Origin of the sequence: Desulfatibacillum alkenivorans DSM 16219 (genome assembly GCF_900142135.1) — a bacterium.
In the GTDB taxonomy this organism is placed as follows: Bacteria; Desulfobacterota; Desulfobacteria; order Desulfobacterales; family Desulfatibacillaceae; genus Desulfatibacillum; species Desulfatibacillum alkenivorans.
Window position 1 is genome coordinate 42,051 of record NZ_FQZU01000035.1, and the last position, 23,058, is coordinate 65,108.

At 53.7% G+C, this 23,058-nt stretch carries 20 protein-coding genes and 1 pseudogene; 10 read left to right on the forward strand and 11 right to left on the reverse strand.

The window, feature by feature from the left end; genetic code table 11:
• Positions 1–404 precede the first annotated feature (404 nt).
• Together BUE18_RS21295 and BUE18_RS21300 are read right to left on the reverse strand one after the other, a co-directional pair.
• The gene (locus tag BUE18_RS21295; protein WP_073478202.1) at positions 405–1,484 is read right to left on the reverse strand and encodes an acyl-CoA dehydrogenase family protein; all 1,080 of its coding nucleotides are present in this window, start codon (positions 1,482–1,484) and stop codon (positions 405–407) included.
• 15 nt (positions 1,485–1,499) lie between these two features.
• Positions 1,500–2,957 carry an acyl-CoA dehydrogenase family protein gene (locus tag BUE18_RS21300; RefSeq protein WP_073478203.1) on the reverse strand — a complete coding sequence of 486 codons (1,458 nt, stop codon included), beginning with the start codon at positions 2,955–2,957 and terminating at the stop codon, positions 1,500–1,502.
• Positions 2,958–3,076: 119 nt separating this feature from the next.
• Here BUE18_RS21300 and BUE18_RS21305 point away from each other — a divergent pair, with 119 nt between their 5' ends.
• The 3 genes from BUE18_RS21305 (at position 3,077) to BUE18_RS21320 (ending at position 6,866) form a co-directional block, all read left to right on the forward strand.
• The gene (locus tag BUE18_RS21305) at positions 3,077–3,805 is read left to right on the forward strand and encodes a protein-L-isoaspartate(D-aspartate) O-methyltransferase (RefSeq protein WP_083611206.1); all 729 of its coding nucleotides are present in this window, start codon (positions 3,077–3,079) and stop codon (positions 3,803–3,805) included.
• Positions 3,806–3,928: 123 nt separating this feature from the next.
• A complete protein-coding gene (locus BUE18_RS21310) occupies positions 3,929–4,765 on the forward strand; it encodes a fumarylacetoacetate hydrolase family protein (RefSeq protein WP_073478204.1) in 837 nt (278 codons plus the stop codon).
• A 517-nt stretch (positions 4,766–5,282) separates the two neighbouring features.
• Entirely contained in the window at positions 5,283–6,866 is a 1,584-nt protein-coding gene (locus tag BUE18_RS21320; protein WP_073478206.1) for a class I adenylate-forming enzyme family protein, read from the forward strand.
• 87 nt (positions 6,867–6,953) lie between these two features.
• Here BUE18_RS21320 and BUE18_RS21325 read toward each other — a convergent pair whose 3' ends face one another.
• Positions 6,954–7,820 (reverse strand): hypothetical protein, encoded by an 867-nt coding sequence (locus BUE18_RS21325; protein ID WP_073478207.1) that lies wholly within the window; start codon positions 7,818–7,820, stop codon positions 6,954–6,956.
• A gap of 649 nt (positions 7,821–8,469) precedes the next feature.
• On the opposite strand from BUE18_RS21325, the gene BUE18_RS21330 reads away from it, so the two are divergent.
• The 3 genes from BUE18_RS21330 to BUE18_RS21340 all read left to right on the forward strand — a co-directional run bounded on the left by BUE18_RS21330 (position 8,470) and on the right by BUE18_RS21340 (position 10,985).
• Entirely contained in the window at positions 8,470–9,468 is a 999-nt protein-coding gene (locus tag BUE18_RS21330) for a hypothetical protein (protein ID WP_073478208.1), read from the forward strand.
• Between the two features lie 44 nt (positions 9,469–9,512).
• On the forward strand, positions 9,513–10,061 hold the full coding sequence (locus BUE18_RS21335) for a class I SAM-dependent methyltransferase (RefSeq protein WP_073478209.1): 549 nt from the start codon (positions 9,513–9,515) through the stop codon (positions 10,059–10,061).
• A 120-nt stretch (positions 10,062–10,181) separates the two neighbouring features.
• Positions 10,182–10,985, forward strand: coding sequence for a crotonase/enoyl-CoA hydratase family protein (locus BUE18_RS21340; RefSeq protein ID WP_073478210.1), 804 nt, complete (start codon positions 10,182–10,184; stop codon positions 10,983–10,985).
• Positions 10,986–11,065: 80 nt separating this feature from the next.
• Here BUE18_RS21340 and BUE18_RS21345 read toward each other — a convergent pair whose 3' ends face one another.
• From BUE18_RS21345 to BUE18_RS21360, 4 genes are all read right to left on the reverse strand, one after another.
• Positions 11,066–12,490, reverse strand: a complete 1,425-nt coding sequence (locus tag BUE18_RS21345) for an aminopeptidase (protein WP_073478211.1) — start codon at positions 12,488–12,490, stop codon at positions 11,066–11,068.
• Between the two features lie 44 nt (positions 12,491–12,534).
• Positions 12,535–12,978, reverse strand: a complete 444-nt coding sequence (locus tag BUE18_RS21350; RefSeq protein ID WP_073478212.1) for a superoxide dismutase [Ni] — start codon at positions 12,976–12,978, stop codon at positions 12,535–12,537.
• Positions 12,979–12,988: 10 nt separating this feature from the next.
• Positions 12,989–13,429, reverse strand: a complete 441-nt coding sequence (dtd, locus tag BUE18_RS21355) for a D-aminoacyl-tRNA deacylase (protein ID WP_073478213.1) — start codon at positions 13,427–13,429, stop codon at positions 12,989–12,991.
• 357 nt (positions 13,430–13,786) lie between these two features.
• The gene (locus tag BUE18_RS21360; RefSeq protein WP_073478214.1) at positions 13,787–16,042 is read right to left on the reverse strand and encodes a Tex family protein; all 2,256 of its coding nucleotides are present in this window, start codon (positions 16,040–16,042) and stop codon (positions 13,787–13,789) included.
• Positions 16,043–16,355: 313 nt separating this feature from the next.
• Here BUE18_RS21360 and BUE18_RS21365 point away from each other — a divergent pair, with 313 nt between their 5' ends.
• Complete coding sequence (locus tag BUE18_RS21365) at positions 16,356–18,002, forward strand: CTP synthase (protein WP_073478215.1); 1,647 nt, start codon at positions 16,356–16,358, stop codon at positions 18,000–18,002.
• Between the two features lie 180 nt (positions 18,003–18,182).
• Positions 18,183–18,830, forward strand: a complete 648-nt coding sequence (locus tag BUE18_RS21370) for a hypothetical protein (RefSeq protein ID WP_073478216.1) — start codon at positions 18,183–18,185, stop codon at positions 18,828–18,830.
• Here BUE18_RS21370 and BUE18_RS21375 read toward each other — a convergent pair.
• From BUE18_RS21375 to BUE18_RS21390, 4 genes are read right to left on the reverse strand one after another with little or no spacing between them, the layout of a single operon-like run.
• Positions 18,827–19,315, reverse strand: a complete 489-nt coding sequence (locus BUE18_RS21375) for a GNAT family N-acetyltransferase (protein WP_073478217.1) — start codon at positions 19,313–19,315, stop codon at positions 18,827–18,829. The two genes, BUE18_RS21370 and BUE18_RS21375, sit on opposite strands and share 4 nt — an antisense overlap.
• Before the next feature lie 4 nt (positions 19,316–19,319).
• Entirely contained in the window at positions 19,320–19,928 is a 609-nt protein-coding gene (locus tag BUE18_RS21380; protein ID WP_073478218.1) for a nitroreductase family protein, read from the reverse strand.
• 42 nt (positions 19,929–19,970) lie between these two features.
• Positions 19,971–20,891, reverse strand: coding sequence for a dihydroorotate dehydrogenase (locus BUE18_RS21385; RefSeq protein ID WP_073478219.1), 921 nt, complete (start codon positions 20,889–20,891; stop codon positions 19,971–19,973).
• Positions 20,892–20,895: 4 nt separating this feature from the next.
• A complete protein-coding gene (locus BUE18_RS21390) occupies positions 20,896–21,759 on the reverse strand; it encodes an MBL fold metallo-hydrolase (RefSeq protein WP_211482830.1) in 864 nt (287 codons plus the stop codon).
• A gap of 470 nt (positions 21,760–22,229) precedes the next feature.
• On the opposite strand from BUE18_RS21390, the gene BUE18_RS21395 reads away from it, so the two are divergent.
• The gene (locus BUE18_RS21395; protein ID WP_012609942.1) at positions 22,230–22,571 is read left to right on the forward strand and encodes a DUF805 domain-containing protein; all 342 of its coding nucleotides are present in this window, start codon (positions 22,230–22,232) and stop codon (positions 22,569–22,571) included.
• 300 nt (positions 22,572–22,871) lie between these two features.
• Positions 22,872–23,058, forward strand: a pseudogene (locus BUE18_RS21400) (hypothetical protein); the annotation flags it as partial.

The following is a 23,058-nucleotide window of genomic DNA, read 5'->3' on the forward strand; positions in this document are numbered from 1 at the left end:
GGCTAGTCCAAAAAGACGCAGGATCCCGGCTTGCGGACGATCCTGAAAAACGGATAGCCCTTGCCGGGATGACGCTTTGTGCCGCAGCCTATGATGGGTGGCCCAGGCAGAGCAGTATCCTGCCTGGGCGCGCCAGCGCAGCAGGAGCGGCCGGATTGTTGTTGGAAACCATGAAATTCCGGCGGACGAACGGCCCATCCAAAAACAAGCAAAATTACGAATTCAACCCACTCCATCCGCCCGCCGACCCTACCCAATCTCGAAAATCTTCACAGGCCGCGCCTTTTGGCCTTGGGGCCCCAGTGCCGCTGTGGAATAGCGGCTGGAGATGGGTTGCAATTTTAAAACATCAATGAACAAATGACTCGAATGACGGCGCTTTGGTATAGTTTGTCGGGTCGACGTTATCCTTTTATCGAATCCACCAAAAGCTGAGGATTGGACCCGCCCAGGACCTGCAATACCTTCACGTCCCGCATGAGCTTTTCCAAGCCTTGTTCGTGCATGTATCCGTAACCGCCGTGAATTTGAATAGCGTCCACCACAATGTTGAACGCCGCATCCGTGCAAAAGGCTTTGACATGCGCGGCATGGACGCCGGATTTTTCGTCGAAATAGGCGTATAAAAAAGCTCTGGCCGCGTCCAGGTTCATGCGCATGGCGCCCAGCATGCGCCGGATTTCCTGGTGCTGGATGATGATCTTGCCGTATTGATACCGCTCCTTGGCATAGGCCAGGGCTTTCTCGAACGCCGTACGGGCCGCGCCCAATGCGGCTGCCGCGATGAATGCATGCAGAAGATCCCGCGTCTGGCTTTTTATGGATTGAGATGTTTCGGAAATTTTGATCACAGCGTCCGGCGGCAGTTTTACATCTTTAAAAACCAGGGAACGGAAGGGGTTGATTTTCAGGCCGGGAAGCTCCGAGTCCGGCCCTAAAGATACGCCCGGCGCATCCAGAGGGACGATTAGACAGAGGTTCTCCTGATTATTGGCTTTCGTAAAAACGCACATCCAGCCGGCGTAGGAGACGTTGGCGGTCAGGGAGGATCGGCCGTTGATAACCCAATCGTTATTTTTCATGGTCAGGGTTAATGCATGTTCACCGTCCAAGACTACCCCTGCTATGCCCCCGCCCTGTCCGTTGGTCACCCCCCTCCATAACTCGCTCTGCCGCCCTTCTTCCGCAAATTGCACGGGAAATAATCCTGCAAAATGATGGACAAACACGGAGGCCGCCCCAGGGCATTGTCGGGCCAGGGCTTCCACGGCCATGGCCTGGCATAAAGGGCCGTATCCCACGCCCTGAAACCTTTCGGGGACGGGGATGAAAGGCAGGTCCAAGGATCGGCTTTTTTCCCAGAACGCCAATAAATGCTTTGGATCGGGATTGAGATCCCATTCCAGAGCGGGTTCGCGCAACTCCCGTACGGCGAATTTTTCTATCTCTTTAACAACCTGTAAATATTCCTTGGGAAAATCCATTCCACATCTCCTAATTCAGAAAACCCGCTGCAGCAGCACGCCGATTTCCTCATGAAACAAATCAAGCAGATTGGCCTGGTTGGAGCCTTCGTAAATCTGGGTGACTTTGGCGTCCCGAAAGCATTTTTCCATGCCGAATTCCCGGGACATGCCCTCCAGGCCCACAATGTCCAGAACCCGGGAGCTTGTCTTCATGGCGAGATCGGTTCCGGCAACCTTGAGGGCTGATCCGTGCTTGACGAATTCGTCCAGGACTTTGCCGGTGACGATTTTTTTCTTGAAGATGGACCCGGCCTCCGAAGCCGGAGTGTTTTTGGCCAGGGCCAGCAGGGAATCGGACAGCAGAAGCCTGTCCGGCAGGCGAGCCGCCCCTTTGACGGCCAGGGAGTCGAACAGCTTCCATACGTGGAAGGCGTCCAGGGCCATGGCGAAGTTGTAGGCTGCAGCCCGCACCATGTGCAGATCCTTAATCATGTCCGCCAGGGCGAACCGCGCCCAATCCTGGTCGATCAGGCGGCCTTGAGGCGTCTGCTTGGTTGCGGCGTAGCGGATGCACCGCTCCAGGGCGCCGCGGGCTATGCCCATACCGCACAAGCCCACAAAGCCTCTGGTTATGGATAATATCTCCCGGGTGTGGTCAAAACCTTTGCCTGGCCGGGCCCAGACGTCGGCGTCGGGAACGAAAACCCGGTCGAAAAAAAGCTCGGCGGTCTGGCTGGCTTTTTGGCCGCATTTCCGTTCCACCCGGCCTACGGAAAAGCCGGGCGCGTCCGTAGGTACGTGAAAGGTCGCCATGGATTCCAGGGGATGTTCCGGATCCGCGGGCATGTTTATAATGACGTAATGGGCCAGGCTGCCGTTGGTGATGAAGCATTTTACGCCGCTCAGGCTGTATCCGCCCCGAACCTTTTGGGCGTGACATGAGGGGCGCATGGCCTCCATGGCCCTGGCGTCTTCCATGTCCGTACCGGCGCCCGGTTCGGTAATGGCCCAGGAGTAAAACAAGGGAGCGCCTTGCCGCTGGGCTTGGAGCATTTTTTTGATCATGGAAAGTACAATGCCGGTTTTGCACTCCACCATGGCGCCCAACACCCCGAAAGTATTGAACAGGATATTGGCTGTGCTGCCCATGCAGGCGCTGGAGAACTCTTCCACGGCGGCTGCATTGGCAAGGGCGCTCCATCCCAGGCCGCCCATTTTTTCCGGCAGGCAGGCTATGGTGAATTTTTGCCGATTGGCTGCATGCCATAAATCCCAGTCAAAATAGGCGGGATCCTGGCTGCATTTCTTGTCAGTTTCCAAAGAACGGGGTAAAATATGATTTACAGCGAATTTTCGGGCGGCCGCTTGGGCATTTTCCGCGCGGGCGATGTATGCGGGATGCTTTTCACGCAGCTTGCCCAGGCCCGGAAGATTGACCATCAGGTCAATATCCGGTGAAAACAAACCGTAGGGAGGGGGCGAAAAATCCATAATTCCTCCGTATAATATGAGGGAAAACTTAAGGCTTTGAAGTTTTACTCGGATGATATATAGCCCTATTATATAAGATCAGTCAACAGCTATACCCTAAAATAACAGGAGGCGAAGCCATGGGATCTAAAGTGCTGATTGCACTGGCGCTGGCCGGAGGCCTGTTTTGGGCGTCCGCCGTTTTGGCGGGCGGGAACGCCCCTGGCCCTGATTATCAAAAATTGCGTGAACAGATGGTGTATAGTCAGATTGAAAAACGGGGAGTAAAAGATGCCGGGACCCTCGCCGCCATGCGCAAAGTGGAAAGACATCTGTTCATCCCCGAGTCCTATCGCAGTCAGGCCTACAACGACTACCCCCTGCCCATAGGAGAAGGCCAGACCATATCTCAGCCTTACATCGTGGCGCTCATGACTCAGGTTTTGAAATTGGACGGATCGGAAAAGGTGCTGGAAATCGGGACGGGTTCAGGGTATCAGGCCGCGGTTTTGGGGGAATTGGCCAGGGAGGTGTACACCATGGAAATCGTGGCGCCCCTGGGAGAACGAGCCGCGGAAATTCTGGCCCGGCTGCATTACGGCAACGTGCAGGTAAAGGTTGGCGACGGATACAAAGGCTGGCCCGAACATGCTCCGTTTGACGCCATTATCGTCACCTGTGCGCCTACGGACATCCCGGCGCCTTTGGTGGAGCAACTGGCTGAAGGAGGCCGCATGGTCATCCCGGTGGGCGAGAGGGGAGATCAAAACCTGATATTGCTGACGAAAACCAACGGCGAAGTGAAGCAAAAGAAAATCATCCCCGTGCGCTTTGTTCCCATGACCCGGGAAAACGGGGGCGTGTATTAACCGGCGCCTTTTTTGTTAGTAAATGGTTTTGCAGCGTTTCCGTATTGCTTATGCGTCGCATATTGGGGTATGTTCCTACTTAATTTTTTTAAAAGACCAACACTTAGAATAAGGAATTGGGGAATGAGACTGGTAAGATTTGGAGAAAAAGGCAAGGAACGCCCAGGTCTGCTCAAATACGGCCGCATTGTGGATTTGAAAAAACAGTTCCATGATGTACCGGATATTGGACGGGAGTTTTTCGAGCAAGGATGGATGGAAAAGTTAAAAAATTGGAGCGACGCAGGCGTGACCATGGACGTCCGGCTGGGGCCTCCTCTGGCAAATCCGTCCAAGATCATCTGTCTTGGCAAGAACTATGAGGACCACGCCAAGGAAGGCGGCATGTCCGTACCGCCAGCCCCCCTGCTCTTTTGCAAGACCGCCAATACCGTCAACGGCCCCACGGACCCGGTGCTTATACCTGCTTGTTCCGGCCAAATCGATTGGGAAGTGGAACTGGCCGTGGTGATCGGCAAACAGGGCAAGCGGATATCCAAGGAAAACGCTTTGGATCACGTCGCCGGCCTCATGATTTTAAACGACGTGTCCGGCCGGGAGGCCCAGTTTGGGGACAAGCAGTGGTTTCGCGGCAAGTCCTTTGACACATTCGCCCCCATGGGCCCCGCCATTGTAACGTTGGACGAGATCCAAGACATCAACAACCTGGAACTGGAAGCTGTCGTGAACGGGGAAGTCATGCAGCAGGGAAACACCAAGGACCTGATTTACGACATTCCTTCCGTCATAGAATACATCAGCCAGGATATCACCCTGGTTCCCGGGGACGTCATCTCCACGGGCACGCCATCCGGAGTGGGCATATTCCGCGATCCTCCCATTACTCTTAAGGCGGGAGACAAGGTTGTGTGCCGGATTAAAGGCCTGGGTGAGTTGGAAAACACCTTTGCGTCCGAATAAGTAATTCTATTTGCAAAGATTCCAATTAAGCCGGGGGCCGGCCGCAAAAAGCGGCGGCCCCCGGTTGATTGAGACGGAGGAATTTTTTCGCATTGTGTTGCAATACGCCCCGTTAACGGGATTTATTTTATGTTGCTTGAAAAAGATACCCTCCCTTGTTTTTATTAATCTGCTTCCAATTTCAAAAACGTATAAATTGTTATTTTAAAAACTTACCCTTGACCGGCCTTTAACGGCCGACGTATAACTCGCCTGCGGGATTATGATTTCCCGTTATGGCACGCTCTCTGCTATTTTAACCATTGGTTGACTGGTTGGATATTTCTGATAATGTCCGCCCATCGAGTAAAGCGCATAGCGCCAATTGGTTATCATGAGCAAGGATTACCGCGGACGTAAAGTTGGTTTTTAAAACCGGTCCTTTTGTCCCCGGAGAAGTAATTGTTGCCCCCCGGGTATGTGGTTCAAAAAGTCAACTTACGGGGTTCCCGGGAAAGTATGTTGAGGGAGTAAGATTATGAGCGGCATGTCACAAGCGAATTTAATGGGTCAGATTTTGAAGGAAATGGCCGAGGCGGCTCCGGACGCTCCGGCTTATTATTTTTACGGCAGGGAAATCAGTTTTAAGGAAATGGACGACTTGTCGGACAAGTTGGCCTACGGGTTTTTAAAAGAGGGGATTTTAAGGGGCGACAGGATAGGAATCATCGCCCTGAACCAGCCGGAATGGCTGGCGGTGTATTTTGCAGCAGCGAAAATCGGCGCCGCTGTGGTGGGTTTAAGCCCCCGGCATCCTGCGCCGGAATTGCTCAAGCTGGTGCAAAGGAGCCGGCCCCGCGCTGTTGTCAGCCTGAAAAACGTGGGCGACACGGACTATGTGGAACTGCTCGAGCAGAACAAAAGCAAGGTGAAGGGCCTGGAGTTCTGCTATTTTATCGGCGGCGAAGGCGCCAACGGCTGCAAAAGTCTGGAATCTCTCATGGAGGAGGAGCCGGACCAGGAGCTTTTGGCGGCTGCTTACGCCCAAGTGGAGCCGGAAGACGAGATCATGTTCGCCTTCACCTCCGGAACCACGGGCCAGCCCAAAGCGGCGGCCATCACCCATAAAAGCCAGATAGCATCGGCCAGGGCTCAAACCAAGCATGTCAGGGTGACTTCCAAGGACGTCCTCATGCTGACCTCGCCCCTCTCCCATGTGGGCGGCATCACCATAGGCATGGCTTCCATGCTTCTGGCCGGCGGCCCCACCATTCTCCTTCCGGTGTTTTTGCCGGAGGAAGTCTTGAACCAGGCCGCGGAATACCATCCCACCATCATCGGCGGATTTCCCACCACCCACCATATGCTCATGGCCCATGAAGGCTTCGACAAAATGGACGTCTCCAATATCCGGGTGATTATCACCGGCGGCTCCAACGCCGAGCCCGACCTGGTGGAGCGCTTGCATCGGGCCTACCCCGAATCCACCATCATGAATCTCTACGGACTCAGCGAGTCTTCCGGCGGGGCTCTCATGACTCCCTGGAACTGCCATTACACCATGGTGGGGCGCACAGTCGGCAAGCCTTTCCCGGGATTTGACGTTAAGATCGTAGGCTTGGACGGCCGGGAGCTTCCGGTCAACGAAACCGGCGAAGTGTGGCTTAAAGGAGACTGCGTGGTCACCGGCTATTTTGACATGCCGGAGGAAACCGCCAAGACATTTGACCAGACCGGATGGCTGCGTACGGGCGACATGGCCTATAAGGACGAGGAAGGCTTTATCATCCTCATGGGGCGGCGCACGGAAATGTATATCCAGGAAGGCTTGAACGTGTTCCCCGTAGAGGTGGAGGACATTCTTTCCACTCATCCGGCGGTGGACATGGTGGCCGGGATCGGCATTCCCGATCCCGTCTACGGAGAGGTTGGAAGGTATTACGTGGTTCCCAATCCGGGCTCCGAAACAAACGAGGATGAACTCAGGTCATTCTGCATCCAGAGCCTTGCGGACTATAAGGTGCCCAAGCAGATTGTTTTCCGGCAGGATCTTCCCATGACAGCCTTGGGCAAAATTAAAAAGTCGGATTTGCGCAGAGAGTTTGAAAACACGGGCAAATAGCCCGCTTGCTGAACTTATACAAACAAAACCGTTCTCCGGCGCCGTTTTTGACGGCCCAGGGAACGGTTTTTATTTTTGGGATTTGAATTATTTTTTGTTGATGATGGAAAGAATGTCTTCAATCTTGTGCGCATAATAAGCGGCAATGCCGCTACGCTGAAGCTCCAGAATGTCCTCCATCTTTTCTTCGGTCACGGCGTAATCGTATTCCTCGGAAACGATCTGATCCGTGGCGATGAGGCTCTCCCGGGTGTGGGCCGGCAAAATCCACCAGGCCAGACGGTTGCGGAACCGGGCGGTAAGCCGCGTCCGGGTGTACTTGATGTCCAGAAAATAGGCGTTGTTCTCTCGCGGGTCCACCTCAACCGATACTTTCGGCGAAGCCACTCCGGCCAACTCCACGTAGGCCTCGGCCATTCCAATCCACGACAGGATCATGAAATAGGTGATGATCGCCTCGGGCTTGTGGGTTTTTCGAATACGCAGCCACCCCGGCTTGTTGATCAGAATCTCCACCTTTTTAATGCGGGTGTACTTCTCATGGATTTCCGGCGCCCGGCCCAATACAGGCCCCACGCCCAAAAAAGGCACAAGCAGGGAATTTTTAACAAAAGCGCCGCAGTTGGGGGACCATCTGCCCACTTTGTAACCAAGCATGGGGTCGTCAATCAGAGCTTCCAGACTGGATGTGACGTCCGCAACCAGCCGGTTGGAAATCCAAAGCCTGGGATTGGTGAGGTGGCGTAAGCAAACCTGCTCGGGAATCTTTCCAGGCGCCGGCCGAATAAAGTACTCATTGTGTTCGGAGATGCGCGATACAAGCAAGTCCAGATCAATCTCCGGATGCACGTTAGCAACGTAATTCAGAATGATGCTGGTGTACGACGTGGACACTTCTCGTGGTTCCGGCCGGGTCATAATAGACCGGGAACCGGGCTGGAACTGGTAAAACATAACTCCCTCGTTGTCCAGAAACAGGAAGGGCCCTGCAATTGGCGGTTAATGCTTCCCCTTGCCTCCGCGACAATTGCAAAACCTAGCACATCAATGCCGCCGCTTCATAAAAATGGGGGCGTGTCAGGCGCTTTCCGTCAGAAGGCGCCTGTGCAGCTTGATCCTCTCAACCAAACTCTGGCTGAAGCAGGTTGAGGTTGAAGGCGAGTTAATAATATTCACCGGCTTTAGGCCTCACAATCGGAAAAATAAAAGTTTTAACTAATAATGAAATTTTGTGCATTTTTGATGATATAAAAAAATTCAACGATACTGGACTCTAATCTGCACAAAAGCCATTCCTCTGACTTAGTTAGTGTTGGTCGCTTTTGGTGCGGGTTTTAACGTCCGATGTACGTGATTACCTACAGTTTCAATGAAATATCTCCAAAACGTTTAATCCCCTTTCAAAAACTTTGCCTTTACGGACGCCTGCCATTGGTATATACATGGGGCGGTTAAGCGGCGAAGAGCAGCTGCTTACCGCCTTTTAAAACACCCGGCAATCATTACGGAGGGAAAAATTCGGTTTTTCGATTTTTTTTATCGTCAGCTTTAGCATCCGTAGAAATATTTCACCGCTTCCAAACACCAAAGGGGGGATCAGGCCATGCAGGCAACCAGGGAAGACGCGAATAAAACCCGCTACGCACCAGGGCAAAAGCAAGGACATTACGAAAGCTATTTTTTAAGGGCCAACCATCCTGCAAAGCCGCAGGCGTTTTGGATCCGGTACACCATCTTCTCGCCCAATAACGAGCCGGACAAGGCCATCGGCGAAGTGTGGGCCATGGTCTTTGACAAGGAAACCGGCAAACACACCGCCGCTAAAATTGAGGTCCCCATATCCCAAACGTCTTTTTCCAAAAGCGGACTGCAAGCCAATATCGGGGATTGCACCCTGGATAGCGGGGCGCTAAAGGGCAGCGCCGAGACAGGCGGCAATGAAATCTCCTGGGACCTGGCCTATACGGGATACGCTCCTCCCCTGCTTCTGCTGGCGGAAAAATTATACGAGGCCGGGCTTCCCAAGGCCAAGGCGTGCGTGCCCCTGCCTTTTGCCTCTTTTTCAGGAACAGTCACGGTGAACGGTCAGGAATGGAAGTTGGAGGAATGGATCGGAAGCCAAAACCATAACTGGGGGACCAAACACACCGATCTTTACGCCTGGGGACAGGTGGCGGGGTTCGACAACAGCCCGGACAGCTTTTTGGAGCTCGCGACGGCAAGGCTAAAGTTCGGGCCTGTCTGGACTCCGTACATGACGGTGGTTGTGCTTCGCCACAAAGGCAAGGAATATGCTTTGAACACCATCCCCCAAAGTCTGATGGCGCAAGGCAGGTTCGACTATTTCACCTGGAATTTTCATTCCAAGAGCAAGGAGTTTTCCATCCGTGGGCGGGTGGAGGCCGAGGTTGAGGATTTTGTGGGGCTGACGTATTACAATCCTCCCGGCGGTGTGAAGCATTGCCTCAACTCCAAAATCGCCCGATGCGAAATCGATCTCATAGACAAACAAGGCGAGACGGCGCATTTGTACACCAACAATCGAGCGGCCTTTGAAATCCTGACCGATAAAAGAGACCATGGGGTGAAAATTATGGTATAAAGGCGGCGAACAAAACCGGCAGCCAAAGGAGCAGCCCCGTGCCCATGTGGATTCTCGCCCCCCTGGCCTTGCTTGGGGGGCTTTTTTTGATCAAATTCGTCTATGTGGTTTGCACCGCCATGGTCCTGCCCAAGACCCGGGGCGCCTTGTTTGTGGCCACGCCTCAGGCCAGGGTCAAGGCCTTCCTGGAATCCATGCCCATGGAGGAAAACGCCTTGTTTATAGACCTGGGATGCGGGGACGGCCGGGTGATATCCGGCGCGGTGAAAAAATACGGAGTCCGGGCCGTAGGCTATGACCTCAATCCCCTGGCGCTCCTCACTGCTAAGACCCGCAACCTGTTTTCCTCCAGGGCGAAAATCAAAGCCTGCGATTTCTTCCGGGCCGACCTTTCCCAGGCGGACTACGTTTTTTGCTACCTGTTTCCCGACGTCATGCACGATCTCTCCCAAAAACTCAAGGACGAACTCAAGCCCGGCGCCAAGGCGGCCTCGGCCAATTTCCCCCTGCCCGGCTGGAGCCCTTATACCGTGATCAAGCCCAAGGGCGCCTTGAATCATGACCCGATATATTTGTATGAAGTGGAAGAATAGATTTTTCCCGCCCGTGTAAAAATCCCCTGGACAAAAACGGCCAAAGCCATGATGATATAAGGCGTTAAATCAACCTTTCATCAAACGGCTTTTGGCCCAAAAACAACGGAGAGAAACCCCATGAAGTTTAAGGACATCCTTTTCGAAACCCAGGGACGGGTTGCAACCCTGACCCTGAACATGCCGGAAACCAGAAACGTCATCACCAACGCAAACACCATCCAGGAGATCGAAGAGGTCTGCCGGATGATCAATAACGACATTGACGTGCGGGTGCTTATCATCACCGGCGCGGACCCGGCTTTTTCGGCTGGCGGCAACGTGAAGGAAATGGCCAAGAAAGAAGGAATGTTCGCCGGAAGTCCTTCCAAGCTCATGGACGGATACAGGAAAAACGTCCAGCGCATCCCCATGGCTATACACGGATTGGAAGTCCCGACCATTGCGGCTGTGAACGGCCCGGCCATCGGCGCAGGCTGCGACCTAGCGCTCATGTGCGACATGCGGGTGGCTTCCACCAAGGCCAAGTTCGGCGAGACCTTCCTGAACGTGGGCATTATTCCGGGCGACGGCGGGGCTTATTTTCTGCCTCGCGTCGTGGGCATGGCAAAGGCCTGCGAAATCACCTTTACGGGGGATATCATCGACGGCCAAAGCGCTATGGATATGGGCATGGTCAACTATGTGGTGGAGCACGATCAGCTTATGGAAAAAGCCAGGGAACTGGCCGATAAAATTGCATGCAAGCCGCCTGAAGCCCTGCGTATGGCCAAGCGGCTTCTTTACATGGGCCAATACCTCACCCTGCCTCATCTTCTGGAGCAGTCGGCGGCCTTCCAGGCCTTATGCCACAACACCAACGACCACATGGAAGCCCTGAACGCCATGTTTGAAAAAAGGAAGCCCGATTTTAAAGGGGAGTAGCGCAAAGATAAAATTAAAAAGGCGGGACGGGGCGTTGATAAATGAGCCGTCCCGCCTTTGTTGTGTATTCTCTTGAAAATTTAGCCCGCTTCGAAAAAGGCTGCATAGGCTTTGAACGCCATGTACATGTCCGCCTTGGAGCCGATTTCAAAAGGCGAGTGCATACCCAGGATGGGTGGGCCGCAGTCCACCACATCCATGCCATGGGCGGCCAGGAACTTGGCGATGGTTCCGCCTCCGCCCTCGTCCACCTTGCCCAACTGGCCGATCTGCCAGACAATTTTATTGTCCTCAAAAACTTTTCGGACGTATCCCAAATGCTCGGCGTGAGCGTCGGAAGCGCCGGACTTACCGCCCGAACCCGTATATTTGGTCATGCAGATGCCGTAGCCCAGCTTGGCCGCGTTATTTTTCTCGTGCACGGACTGGTAATCCGGATCCAGGGCCGGGGCCACGTCGCCGGACAGGGCTTTCGAATTCATGAGGGCCGAGCCTATATTTCGGGCCGAGGCGCCCTCCCCTGTCAGTTCCAACAGATCCGCAATAAAGGTTTCCAGGAATTTGGATTTGGCGCCCGTATTGCCTTCGCTGCCGATTTCCTCTTTATCCACCAAAAAGGCCAGGCCCGTGAATTCCGGCTTTTTCCGCAGCTTCATCAAGGCCTGAACGGCGCAGTAGGAGCAGGAGCGATCGTCCTGGCCGTAAGCGCCGATAAGACTTCTATCCAGGCCTACGTCCTTCGCCTTGCCGGCTGGCACGGCTTCGATTTCCGCGGTGAGAAAATCCTCCTCCACCAGGCCGTATTTTTCGTGCAGCAGGTTCATGGCCATGAGCTTGAACCGGTCTGAGGTTTTTTCCGGCCCCAAAGGGAGGCTGCCCAGGAGGATATTCATCCTTTCCGCCTCAAAGGCCGTGGCCAGGCTTTTGCCGGCCTGGAGCTTGCGCGCCAGGTGAGGCAGCAGGTCCAGGACCGTAAACACCGGATCGTTGGGATCTTCGCCAAGACGGATGTCGATGCTTTCCCCTTTGCCGTTGACGGCCACGCCATGGAGAGCCAAAGGCCGGGCGAACCACTGGTGCTTGCGGATTCCACCGTAATAATGGGTCTTGAAAAAGGCCATATCAACATCTTCGTACAAGGGGTTGGCCTTCATGTCCAGGCGCGGGGAATCTATATGGGACGCCACAATATGCAATCCGTCGGCAACCGGCCTGTTTCCCAGGCGGGCCAGGATGATGCATTTGTTCTTCCAGACCTTGTAGACAAGATCGTTGGCTCCGGCCTCCTCCACGGGGGTGAATCCGGCGGCCAGAGCCAGTTTTTCCGCCTCGGCCACGGCCCTGCGTTCCGTTTTTGCGTTATCCAGGAAGGTTTTGTACCCTTCCGCGAACTTCATGGCTTTGCCTTGTTCGGTTTTACTCAGCGCATCCCAAACCAGTTTGGGCTTGCGCATGAGTTTTTTTGACAAATCCTGGGCTTGTTTTTTCGTTAAACTTTCGGCCATCAAGTCTCCTGCAACACTTTAGGAATTAATGGTTAATTATTCGTTTATTTAGCAAAATAGAGCGTTTCAAATTCCTTGACCAAATTCCGCAGAATCACGACGTTTTGCAAGTCCGTGGTCTGCTTGCATTTCATGGCGTATACCAGCATACGGTGCAGCACGCCAATTTTCTTATCGTAATCCGAAGCGTCCGGCTTGATCCGCTGCGTCATGAAATACTGGGTTACGATCTCCTGGAATTGGTTGGCGTGGTCCTCCTTGTTGGTAATCCACCTCACCAACTGGTTGTAGTGGGGATGATCCGCCCTTTCCAATTCTATGATCGACTTCATGGACTTTTCAATGGTGGCGATATGCTCGTTCAGCATGGCGATCCGCATGGGATCGTCGTAAATGCCGCAGGGGATTTCGCAATGGGCCAAGGCATTGGCCGTAAAAAGCCCCAAAACCAGCAATACCGCCAACAAACCGGTGCGCGCTTTTTTCATGGGAACCTCCTTATTTGCTTTCCACAATCAGGGTTACAGGGCCCTGGTTAACCAGGGACACGTCCATCATGGCTCCAAACTTTCCGGTCTCCGTTTTGATTCCCAGCAAATCCACCACGTTTACAAACTCCTCATAGAGCTTTTCCGCCAACTCAGGAGGAGCCGCGCCTACAAAAGAAGGCCTGCGCCCCTTGCGGCAGTCGCCGTACAAGGTGAACTGGGAAACCACCAGCATCTCCCCCCCGACCTCATCCAGGGAGAGATTCATCTTTCCGTTGCCGTCTTCAAATATTCTAAGACCGACTATTTTTTTTGCAAGGTATTCCACCTCTTTGGATGTATCTTCCGGGGCTACGCCCAAAAGCACCAAAAGGCCCTTGTTAATGGCGCCCACCGACTTGCCGTTCACCTTCACCCTGGCTGATTTGACTCGCTGCACCACTGCCCGCATGGGATTCGCTCCTTAAACGATTATTTAAAAAGGACATAAAGACTATAAAAAAAGAATGCCTCCGGCGGCAAACTTTTTACAAAAAGTTCGATCAAAAATGTTTAAACGGCGCTTCGCGCAAGAAAAAGAGCGGCTTCAAAACCAGTGTTTTACGGCAATTTGTTTATCAGCAATTAAAACAATACGAAACCCAACGAATCAAATTTCGGCCTTCTTTGCGCGCTGATGATGTCAAAGCGGCGGGGATGAAATTGCCTGTTGGGTTTCGCAAACTCAACCCAACCTGTGATTTCATATATAATCAGCAGGTCGGATTGAGGTTTATGCATTTTTCCGCGGGGATTGAAGGGCGCTGATTTACTTGCCCAGTTTGCCCAGTTTGGCGAAGGGGTTGTTAAAGGGTGCGTCTTCCTTTTTCTGCTTGGGAGGACGTCCTCCTCCGCCGCCTTTAGGTCCGCGTTGGAGATCCCGTTCGTCAATCTTCTTTTTCATGGAAAGGGAAATCCGCTTGCGAGGCAGGTCCACTTCCAACACCCGCACCTTAACCCGCTGCTGCACCTTTACCACGTCAGCCGGGTTCTTGACAAAGCCGTCCGAAAGCTGGCTGATGTGAACCAGGCCGTCCTGATGCACGCCCACGTCCACGAAGGCGCCGAAATTGGTCACGTTGGTGACGATTCCGGGAAGCTCCATGCCCGGCTCCAGGTCTTTCATCTCAGTGACGTCTTTGGAGAAGGAGAAGGCTTCCAAGGCCTTGCGGGGGTCCCTGCCCGGCTTGGCCAATTCGGCCATGATGTCCGTGAGGGTGGGCAGGCCCAGCTTGTCGGTGACGTATTTGTTCAGGTCGATTTGTTTGCGAAGGCTTTCCTCGCTCATGAGATGGGGAATTTCGCAGCCTGCGTCCTTGGCCATGGCCTCCACCACGTGATAGCTTTCCGGGTGCACGGCGCTGCCGTCCAGGGGATTGTCCGCGTCGGGAATTCTTAAAAATCCGGCGGCTTGTTCGTATGCCTTCGGCCCCAGGCGGGGGATTTTCTTCAAGGCGGCGCGGGAGCGGAACGGGCCGTTTTCGGTCCTGAAATCCACAATCCGCTGAGCCAGGCGGGCGCCCAGGCCGGACACGTAGCTCAAAAGCTGGGGGCTGGCCGTGTTCAGATCCACGCCCACGTTGTTCACGCAACTGATAACCACGTCGTCCAGAGCGCCCTTGAGCATGGTCTGGTCCACGTCGTGCTGATACTGGCCCACGCCGATGGATTTGGGATCGATCTTCACCAGTTCGGCCAGAGGGTCCATGAGCCTGCGGCCGATGGACACGGCGCCGCGCACGGTCACGTCATGGTCCGGGAATTCCTTGCGGGCCACGTCGGACGCGGAATAAATGGAGGCGCCGCTTTCATCCACGGACAGCACCATGACTTCCGGGGGCAGGTTCAAGCGCCGGACAAAGGCCTCAGTTTCTCGGCCTGCGGTTCCGTTTCCGATGGCCACGGCTTCGATCTGATGCTGCCGCACCAGATTCTTGAGGGTTTCCTCGGCTTCCAAAACCTGGCGGTCCGATGAATGGGGAAACACGGCGGTGTAGTGCAGCAGGGTTCCCTGGCGGTCCAGGACCACCACCTTGCAGCCGGTGCGGTATCCGGGGTCGATGGCAAGCACCCGTTTGCGGCCCAGGGGGGACGCCAAAAGCAGATGCCGGAGGTTGTCGGCGAAAACCTTGACCGCCTCTTCGTCGGCTTTTTCCTTGGAGGCCAGGCGCACTTCGGTTTCCATAGCCCGAAATAAAAGGCGCTTGTAACCGTCCGAAATAGCCAGCTTCACTTCCTGGGAAGCCGGGCTGTCGCCCTTGAGATAATGCTGGTATATAATTTCCAGGGCCTGGTCGTCGTCCACAACCATTTCCAGGTTTAAAACGTCTTCGTTTTCGCCGCGGCGCATGGCCAGGATTCTATGGGACGGCGCTTTGGAGATGGGCTCTTCCCACTCAAAATAATCCTTGAACTTGGCGCCTTCCTCTTCCTTGCCGTCCACGACCGTGCTGCGGTACATGGCGGTCTTGAAAAAGAAATCACGCATGTCAGCCCTTACCTGGGCGTCCTCGCTGATGATCTCCGCAATGATGTCCCGGGCGCCGGCCACGGCGTCTTCCGCATTTTCCACGCCTTTTTCCGGGTCCACGTGATTGGCGGCCAAAGCCAAAGGATCGATGGATTCATCCTGCTCCAACAGCACCATGGCCAAAGGCTCCAGGCCTTTTTCCCGGGCGATGGTGGCTTTTGTCCTGCGTTTGGGCTTGTAAGGCAGATAGATGTCCTCCAGTTCGGACATGGACTGGGCGGCCATGACCTGCTCCTGGAGTACGTCAGTGAGGTGGCCGTTTTTCTCCAAGGAACGAAGGATGGTTTCCCGGCGGTCGTCAATGGCCGCCAGTTGACCCAACCTGTCCCTGATGGAGGTAATCTGCACCTCGTCCAGGCTGCCTGTGGCCTCCTTGCGGTAACGGGAGATAAAGGGAACGGTGGCGCCTTCCGTGAGCAGCAGGGCCGTGGCTTCCACCGCTTTGGCGGGAATGGAAAGTTCTGTAGAAACGATGACTACATGCTCTGGGTTCATTCAAAATCCTTTCCAAAAAAACTTGGTTGGGTTGCTATTTCGGGAGGCCCTTCATAGCACTATGGGAAGGGGTGGTCAATGACTATAATACCACATGAAGTGGTTCACATCGAGTGTGTGAGAAAAGGAAATCCAAAAAAAAATTTTGAAAAAAATTTATCGGCGCACTTGCCCGAATCCACATGCGTTTTCGCCTTTCAGGAATTATTTCAGACGATTTTTAGGCTTCGGCCCGGTTGACACAGGCGAGCTTAATGGGCTATTGATCAATCAAAACTTCCTTATAATATTTCCGAAACATGAGGGACAGGGAATGAACAAGAAAACGAAGTATATTTTTGTGACCGGAGGGGTGCTTTCGTCCTTGGGAAAAGGTTTGGCTTCCGCTTCCATCGGCGCGCTTTTGGAGGCGAGAGGATTGTCCATTACCTTTCAGAAATTGGACCCGTACATCAATGTGGATCCCGGCACCATGAACCCTTTCCAACACGGAGAGGTGTTTGTGCTGGACGACGGTACGGAAACGGACCTGGATCTTGGGCACTACGAGCGGTTCGCCAATGTTCGTTTGGGCAAGGACAGCAATTTCACCACCGGTAAAATATACTACTCCGTCATCCAAAAGGAGCGGCGGGGCGAATACCTGGGCGGCACGGTCCAGGTTATCCCTCATATTACGGACGAGATAAAAAACAGCATTTTGCTGGCTGCGGACGGCGTGGACGTGGCTATTGTCGAGATCGGCGGCACCATCGGCGACATTGAGAGTCTGCCCTTTTTGGAAGCCATCCGCCAGTTCCGGTCGGACGTGGGCAAGGACAATGTCCTGTATATTCACCTGACTCTGGTGCCTTACATCGCCACGGCCGGAGAGGTCAAAACCAAGCCCACCCAGCACAGCGTCAAGGAACTCCGCAGCATCGGCATCCAGCCCAACATCCTCCTCTGCCGCACCCAGCAGGTGTTGAACGACAGCATCAAGGAAAAAATCGCTCTGTTCTGCAACCTGGGCAAGGACGAGGTCTTTACGGCCATTGACGTCAAAAATATCTACGAAGTTCCCCTGAATTATCACCAGGAAGGCCTGGATGAAAAAATTGTGGAGCTTCTGAACATGTGGACTCCCGCCCCCAGGCTGGAGGCGTGGCACGATCTGATCCGCAGGATCGAAAATCCCAAGGACGAAGTGACCATCGCCATCGTGGGCAAATACGTGGACCTGCGGGAATCCTATAAGAGCCTGAACGAAGCCCTCTTCCACGGAGGCGTGTTCAATGAAAGCAAGGTCAACCTGGAGTTCGTGGATTCGGAAACCATTACGGAAAGCAACGTAGCCGCCATTTTAAGCAAGGCGGACGGCGTGCTGGTTCCGGGCGGATTCGGCTCCAGGGGCGTGGAAGGGAAAATCATGGCCGTCCAATACGCCCGGGAAAACAAGGTCCCTTATTTCGGTATATGCCTGGGCATGCAGATTGCGGTCATCGAATACGCCAGGCACGTGGCCGGCATCCAAAACGCCCACAGCACGGAATTCGATATAGATACGCCCGATCCGGTCATCTATCTCATGAAGGAATGGTACGACGAAAAAACCGACACCATCCAAAAGCGGGACGTGACCTCGGATAAAGGCGCCACCATGCGCTTGGGAAAATATCCCTGCAAACTCGTGGAGGACACCCTGGCTTGCAAAGCCTATTGCGAGGATATGATTTCGGAGCGCCACAGGCACCGTTACGAGTTTAACCAGGAATACCTGGACGCGCTCAAGGAAGCCGGCTTGATTATCAGCGGTATGTCGCCCGACCAGACCCTGGTGGAAATCGTGGAAATCGAAGACCATCCCTGGTTCCTGGGATGCCAATTCCATCCGGAATTTAAATCCCGGCCCATGAATCCGCACCCCTTGTTCAGGGATTTTATAGGGGCTGCCTTAAAATACAAAAAATCCAAAAACTAATCCGAATGCAAAGGGCCGGACGCTTTTTAGCTCCGGCCCTCTTTTCGCAGCATCAGCAGTATTAAGCCCTGTCTTTGGGGCGCTCCCATCCCGCACCGCCCGCCTCAACGCATCCTCATATGCGCTTTTTTTACGGAAAAATTGTTTGGCATCGAACTATTTTTGAATATGGCGTGTAAAATGACTCTTTTCGGACGTCTGACCATCAGGTACTGGAGCGTGTACAGCGCTGGATTCACCGCTATGGGCGTCGCCTCCGGGTTTGTATTCTCTTGGGTAACGGAGGGGGCCTCTCTGCTTCCAACCACCCTTGTGGCCGGACTTGCCGGTTTTTTGCTGTTCCAGGGGCAGGCGATTCATATGTTTTTCAGCGCTCGGCGAGGCTATTATGAGTATATGCTGCTCCTCAAGGGCATCGAATCCGGAACGGGGCGTTTGATCAGGCAAAGCCTGGGCTTGGGGTTTTACATCCGGTCTCGATTTACGGGGCTGAAAGAAGAGCACCTCTCGACTATTATCAAGGAAGGGAAGAACCGCCTGGAATGGACCGATCTGATGTGCTTGCTGATAAAGGCTTCGTCCCTCGCCAGGAGAGATCATAATATAAAAAAGGAAATCAGCACCTTAAAAGCAGCGCTTAGCTTGTATCCCTACAGCATTGTGGTGAATAATATGCTGGCGGAATGTTACGAAAGCCAAGGCATGATCCACGAGGCCTTGGATTGCTGCCGCACAGGCTTACAGGATCGCCTGGTCGTGACCCCGGCTTTAAGAGTGTTTGTAAATCGTAAGATGGACCGGCTTCGCAGCAAGGCTAATTTCACCTAAAGGGGCAACACAAATTTTTGTTCTTTCACCCGGACTCCCCATTGATCGCCGGGGTGCTCCTCCACCAGTTTAAAGCCGAATTTCTCGTAAAGATGGCGGGCCAGGGCCAGGCCTTCAAAGGTCCAGAGATAAATGCTCGGGTATCCCTGGCGCCTGCAAAAGTCGATGGAGTCCTGCAGCAGGCGGTTGCCGGCTCCCGTGCCCCGCAAGGCGGACGAGGTGATGAACCATCTCAGGTGGGCGCCCTCTTCTTCGGCCTTGATTGCGTCTATAGCCAAAGATCCGTGGACTCTTCCGTGGGTGAGGGCCACCTTAAAATAATCCCGGCCCGGGACGAACCGGTTCATAAACTCCGAGAGTTCGCTGGCCACCTTGGCTTCAAAGTATAGGCCGAAGCCCCAGTTTTCACTGTAATACCGAGCATGCATTTCCGCCACGCGGCCTATGGCGCCGGCCACATATGTCGCAATTACCACATGTTCCATACAATCACTCCAAAATCAATTCATTGAGGGACAGCCGCGGCCTGGGCTGGGGATCTTCATCCGGATAGCCGATGGGCAGCATGGCCACGGGAAAGATATTGTCGTCCCAGTGGAAGATTTCCTTGATCATGGGGACGTCAAACAGCCTGATCCAGCAGGTTCCCAGGCCAAAATCCAGGGCCCTCAGCACCATGTGTTCCACGGCGATGGCCACGTTCAGGGCTACCAGCATGCCGATCTGCTCCACAGGGAGCGATTCCATGTCCCCGGTTCTCTTAACCAGGATTTTGACGATCCGGTCTTCCAGGGCCATGATTTTTCCCAGGTCCTGCACTCCGGAGACGGAGCCGTCCAAATACCCCCTCACGTCCGCGCAGCACATGATGATAACGGGCGCATTGGCGACAAACATTTGGTTAAACGCGGCTTTAGCCAAACGCAGCTTGGTTTCGCCGTCCCTGACGATTTTGAATCTCCACGGTTGGGCGTTGCATCCTGAAGGGGCCAGGCGCGCTGCGTCCAGAATTTCCATAAGGTCGTCTTCTGGAAAGGAATCGCGCTTGAACCGCCGAATGCTGCGTCTTTGATGGATGGCTTCCTTGGTGGTGAGCATAGGCGCCTCCTCAAACACTTAAAACGGGTTGTAGCTTACAGGTTATACTTCCAGGCAACCGATAAAATCGGAAATGTCCTTGATCTGATTTTCCATGAAATAGGCTTCAATGCCTTCGAGAATTTTAACGGGCGACGCGGGATCCACAAAGTTGGCGGTCCCGACCTGGATGGCCGAGGCTCCGGCCATAAGAAATTCCAGGGCGTCCCTGGCGTTCATGATCCCCCCTATTCCGATAACCGGGACCTTGACCACCTTGGCGACCTGCCAGACCATACGCAACGCCACGGGCTTGATGGCCGGGCCGGAAAGCCCGCCCGTGATATTGGCCAGAACCGGCCTGCGGGCGTCCAAGTCGATGGCCATGCCGGTCAGGGTGTTGATCAGGGATATGGCGTCGGCGCCGGCGTCCTCCACAGCGCGGGCGATGGCGGTGACGTCCGTGACATTGGGGGATAGCTTGACAATGACCGGCTTCCGGGTTCGGGCCCTGACCTTCCCCACCAGCCGGGCGGCCATCATGGGATCCACGCCGAATGCAATGCCGCCGGCGGAAACATTGGGGCACGAGATGTTCACCTCGATGCCGGCCACGTCCTCCACATTGTCGATCCGGGCGGCCAGTCTTTCGTATTCTTCACTGGTTTTGCCGTAAATATTCAAGACCAGCGGCGGCGCCAGCTTGGTGAGTTCGGGGAGCTTGTCCTGGAAAAAGGCCTCGATGCCCATGTTTTCCAGGCCGATGGCGTTAAGCATGCCGCAAGGAGTCTCCACCACGCGGGGAGGCGGATTTCCGGGGGAAGGCTCCAAAGACAACCCTTTGACAATTATGCCGCCCAGACGATTTAAATCCATGAGGGAGGCGAACTCCGTGGCATACCCGAAGGTGCCGGAGGCTGTCATAACAGGGTTATCCAGAAATACTCCGCCCAGTTCCACTCCTAATGCGGGCTTGTTGCTCATCCAACTACTCCTTGGTCATCTTTTTTGCCACCGCCCTGATCCTGGCTTCCAGATTCAACAAATAGGCAGGCTCGGGCTGCTTTGGAAAAGGTTCGTCATCGTACTCTTTTTTCCGGACTTCCGCCATAACTTTTTTCTCATCCATATCATGCTCTTGGAGAAGATCCCAGACCCAATTCTTGAATTCCTCGCATTGGTCCATGACTCTTTTGAGATACAGTTCGGCGTCCTCTCCCGTATAAGCGAAAATGTGGCCCAGCACCAATACATCCACGGGAAGATCCACCAGTTTTTTCAGGGAATCCATATACATGTCGTAATCCACGAGCATGTCGCAAATGATGTAGCCGTCCTTGTTGGGAATTCCGGCGGCTTCCGAGGCGATCAGCGCTTTGATTTCCGGAATGTAATAGCTGAGGGTGTCCTTGGTGTGCCCCGGGGTTTCCAGAACCTGAATGGTCAGGGAGTCGGAAACCTTGACCTCGTCCCCCTCCTTGAGAACCTTCCCCACTTCAAAAGGCATGAAAGGGGCGGCATCCAGTTCCTCGCCGGAATTCTCCGCCATCATTTTTTCCGCGACCGCGCTCAACTGCTTGATAACCTGGACGGCGCCCGGCCGGGTGAAGACGTACTCCGCATATGGCGAGCACGCTATTTCTATTCCGGGATATACCTGGGCGAAATATCCCGTGGCGCCGCAATGATCGAAATGGGAATGGGTCAGGAACAGTTTGACCGGTTGATTTCCGTTCAAAATCCTTTTGATTTCCTGAACGTAACGAGGCCCCATGCATGCAAAACCCGCGTCGAATATTACAGGATTCTCCCCTTCCAGCAAAAAAACCGGGGCCCCCGGTTCGCCTATCATGTGCAGACCTTTTGCAAGCGGTCCGGCTTGGGTGATGATCATATTCAATAGACCTTTCAAAATGGAAATATATGAACAAACGCATATTAAGCCTAACTCCAATGCCCCTCAATCTATAACGAATGTGCAACAGGGAGAAAAACTAGTCAAGCGATTGCTCGTTTTCTTTCCGAATAACGGGACTATGAACGTTAAAATCCCGTTTTCCGCCAAAAGATTCTTGCATGCCCCTGAGAAAATTAGTATATCTCCTTTTGTAAAATTGCTCCCTAATGCAAATTTCTAAAACGACAGTTGACGCGCATATTCAGAAAAGACGATTTCGTGCGCGTGGAAGGTGCAGGCAAGCAGCGCCGTTGGGGAGTCCATATATAGGGAAACCTTTTGCGTATAATACTGGATACTAAAATATAGTTACACCTGGATCAGAATAAACCCCAAACCACTTAAGCGGTGTGAAGGAGGAGAGTATGAATTGGTATGTCGGAGTTCTAAAAAATTATTTTGGATTCAGCGGACGCGCACATCGTCAGGAATACTGGATGTTCGTGCTGTTCAATTTTCTTATCATGGTCGGTCTGGGCATCATTGAAAACATACTCGGCTTGCCCGGGGTGGTGAGCGGCCTCTACAGCCTGGCGGTTTTCATTCCCTCCCTGGCGGTGGGTTTCCGAAGAATTCACGATATCGGTAAGTCCGCATGGTGGCTGCTCATTGGATTGGTTCCGGTTATTGGAATCATTGTTCTTATAATTTTCTTTGTGCTGCCCAGTCAGCCCCAGTCAAATCAGTACGGGCCCGTTCCCGCCTGATGCACGTCCATTTTGATTGATTGTTAAAAAACGCCGGCTTTCCAACGAGGGCCGGCGTTTTTGGGTGTAGATCTCTATAGCCAACTGTCCAAGTTTTTTAGCCGCTTTGCGGCGGATAGATAATAAGTTGGCCGCCGGAAACATATTTTTTTATTGTTTATTCAATGTGTTGAGCCTCAAACGTCAAACGTAGATTTGATAATCATAAGAGGCGCCTACCCTTTTTGTTTATTGCGGGTAAGCCGCAATGGTAGGATGGAGTTGCACAAAACCATTCACCCCAAAAAGAGGAGACGCCCAATGAAATTGTACACGGGAGTTGATCTGCATTCAAACAATAATTACATGGGGATTATGGATCACCGCGGCAAAAAGGTTTTCTCCAGGAAAAACACCAATGACAGCGAAGCTGTCCTGGAAGCCCTGGCCCCTTACCAGGACGCCATGGAGGGCGTCGTGGTGGAGTCCACATTCAACTGGTATTGGC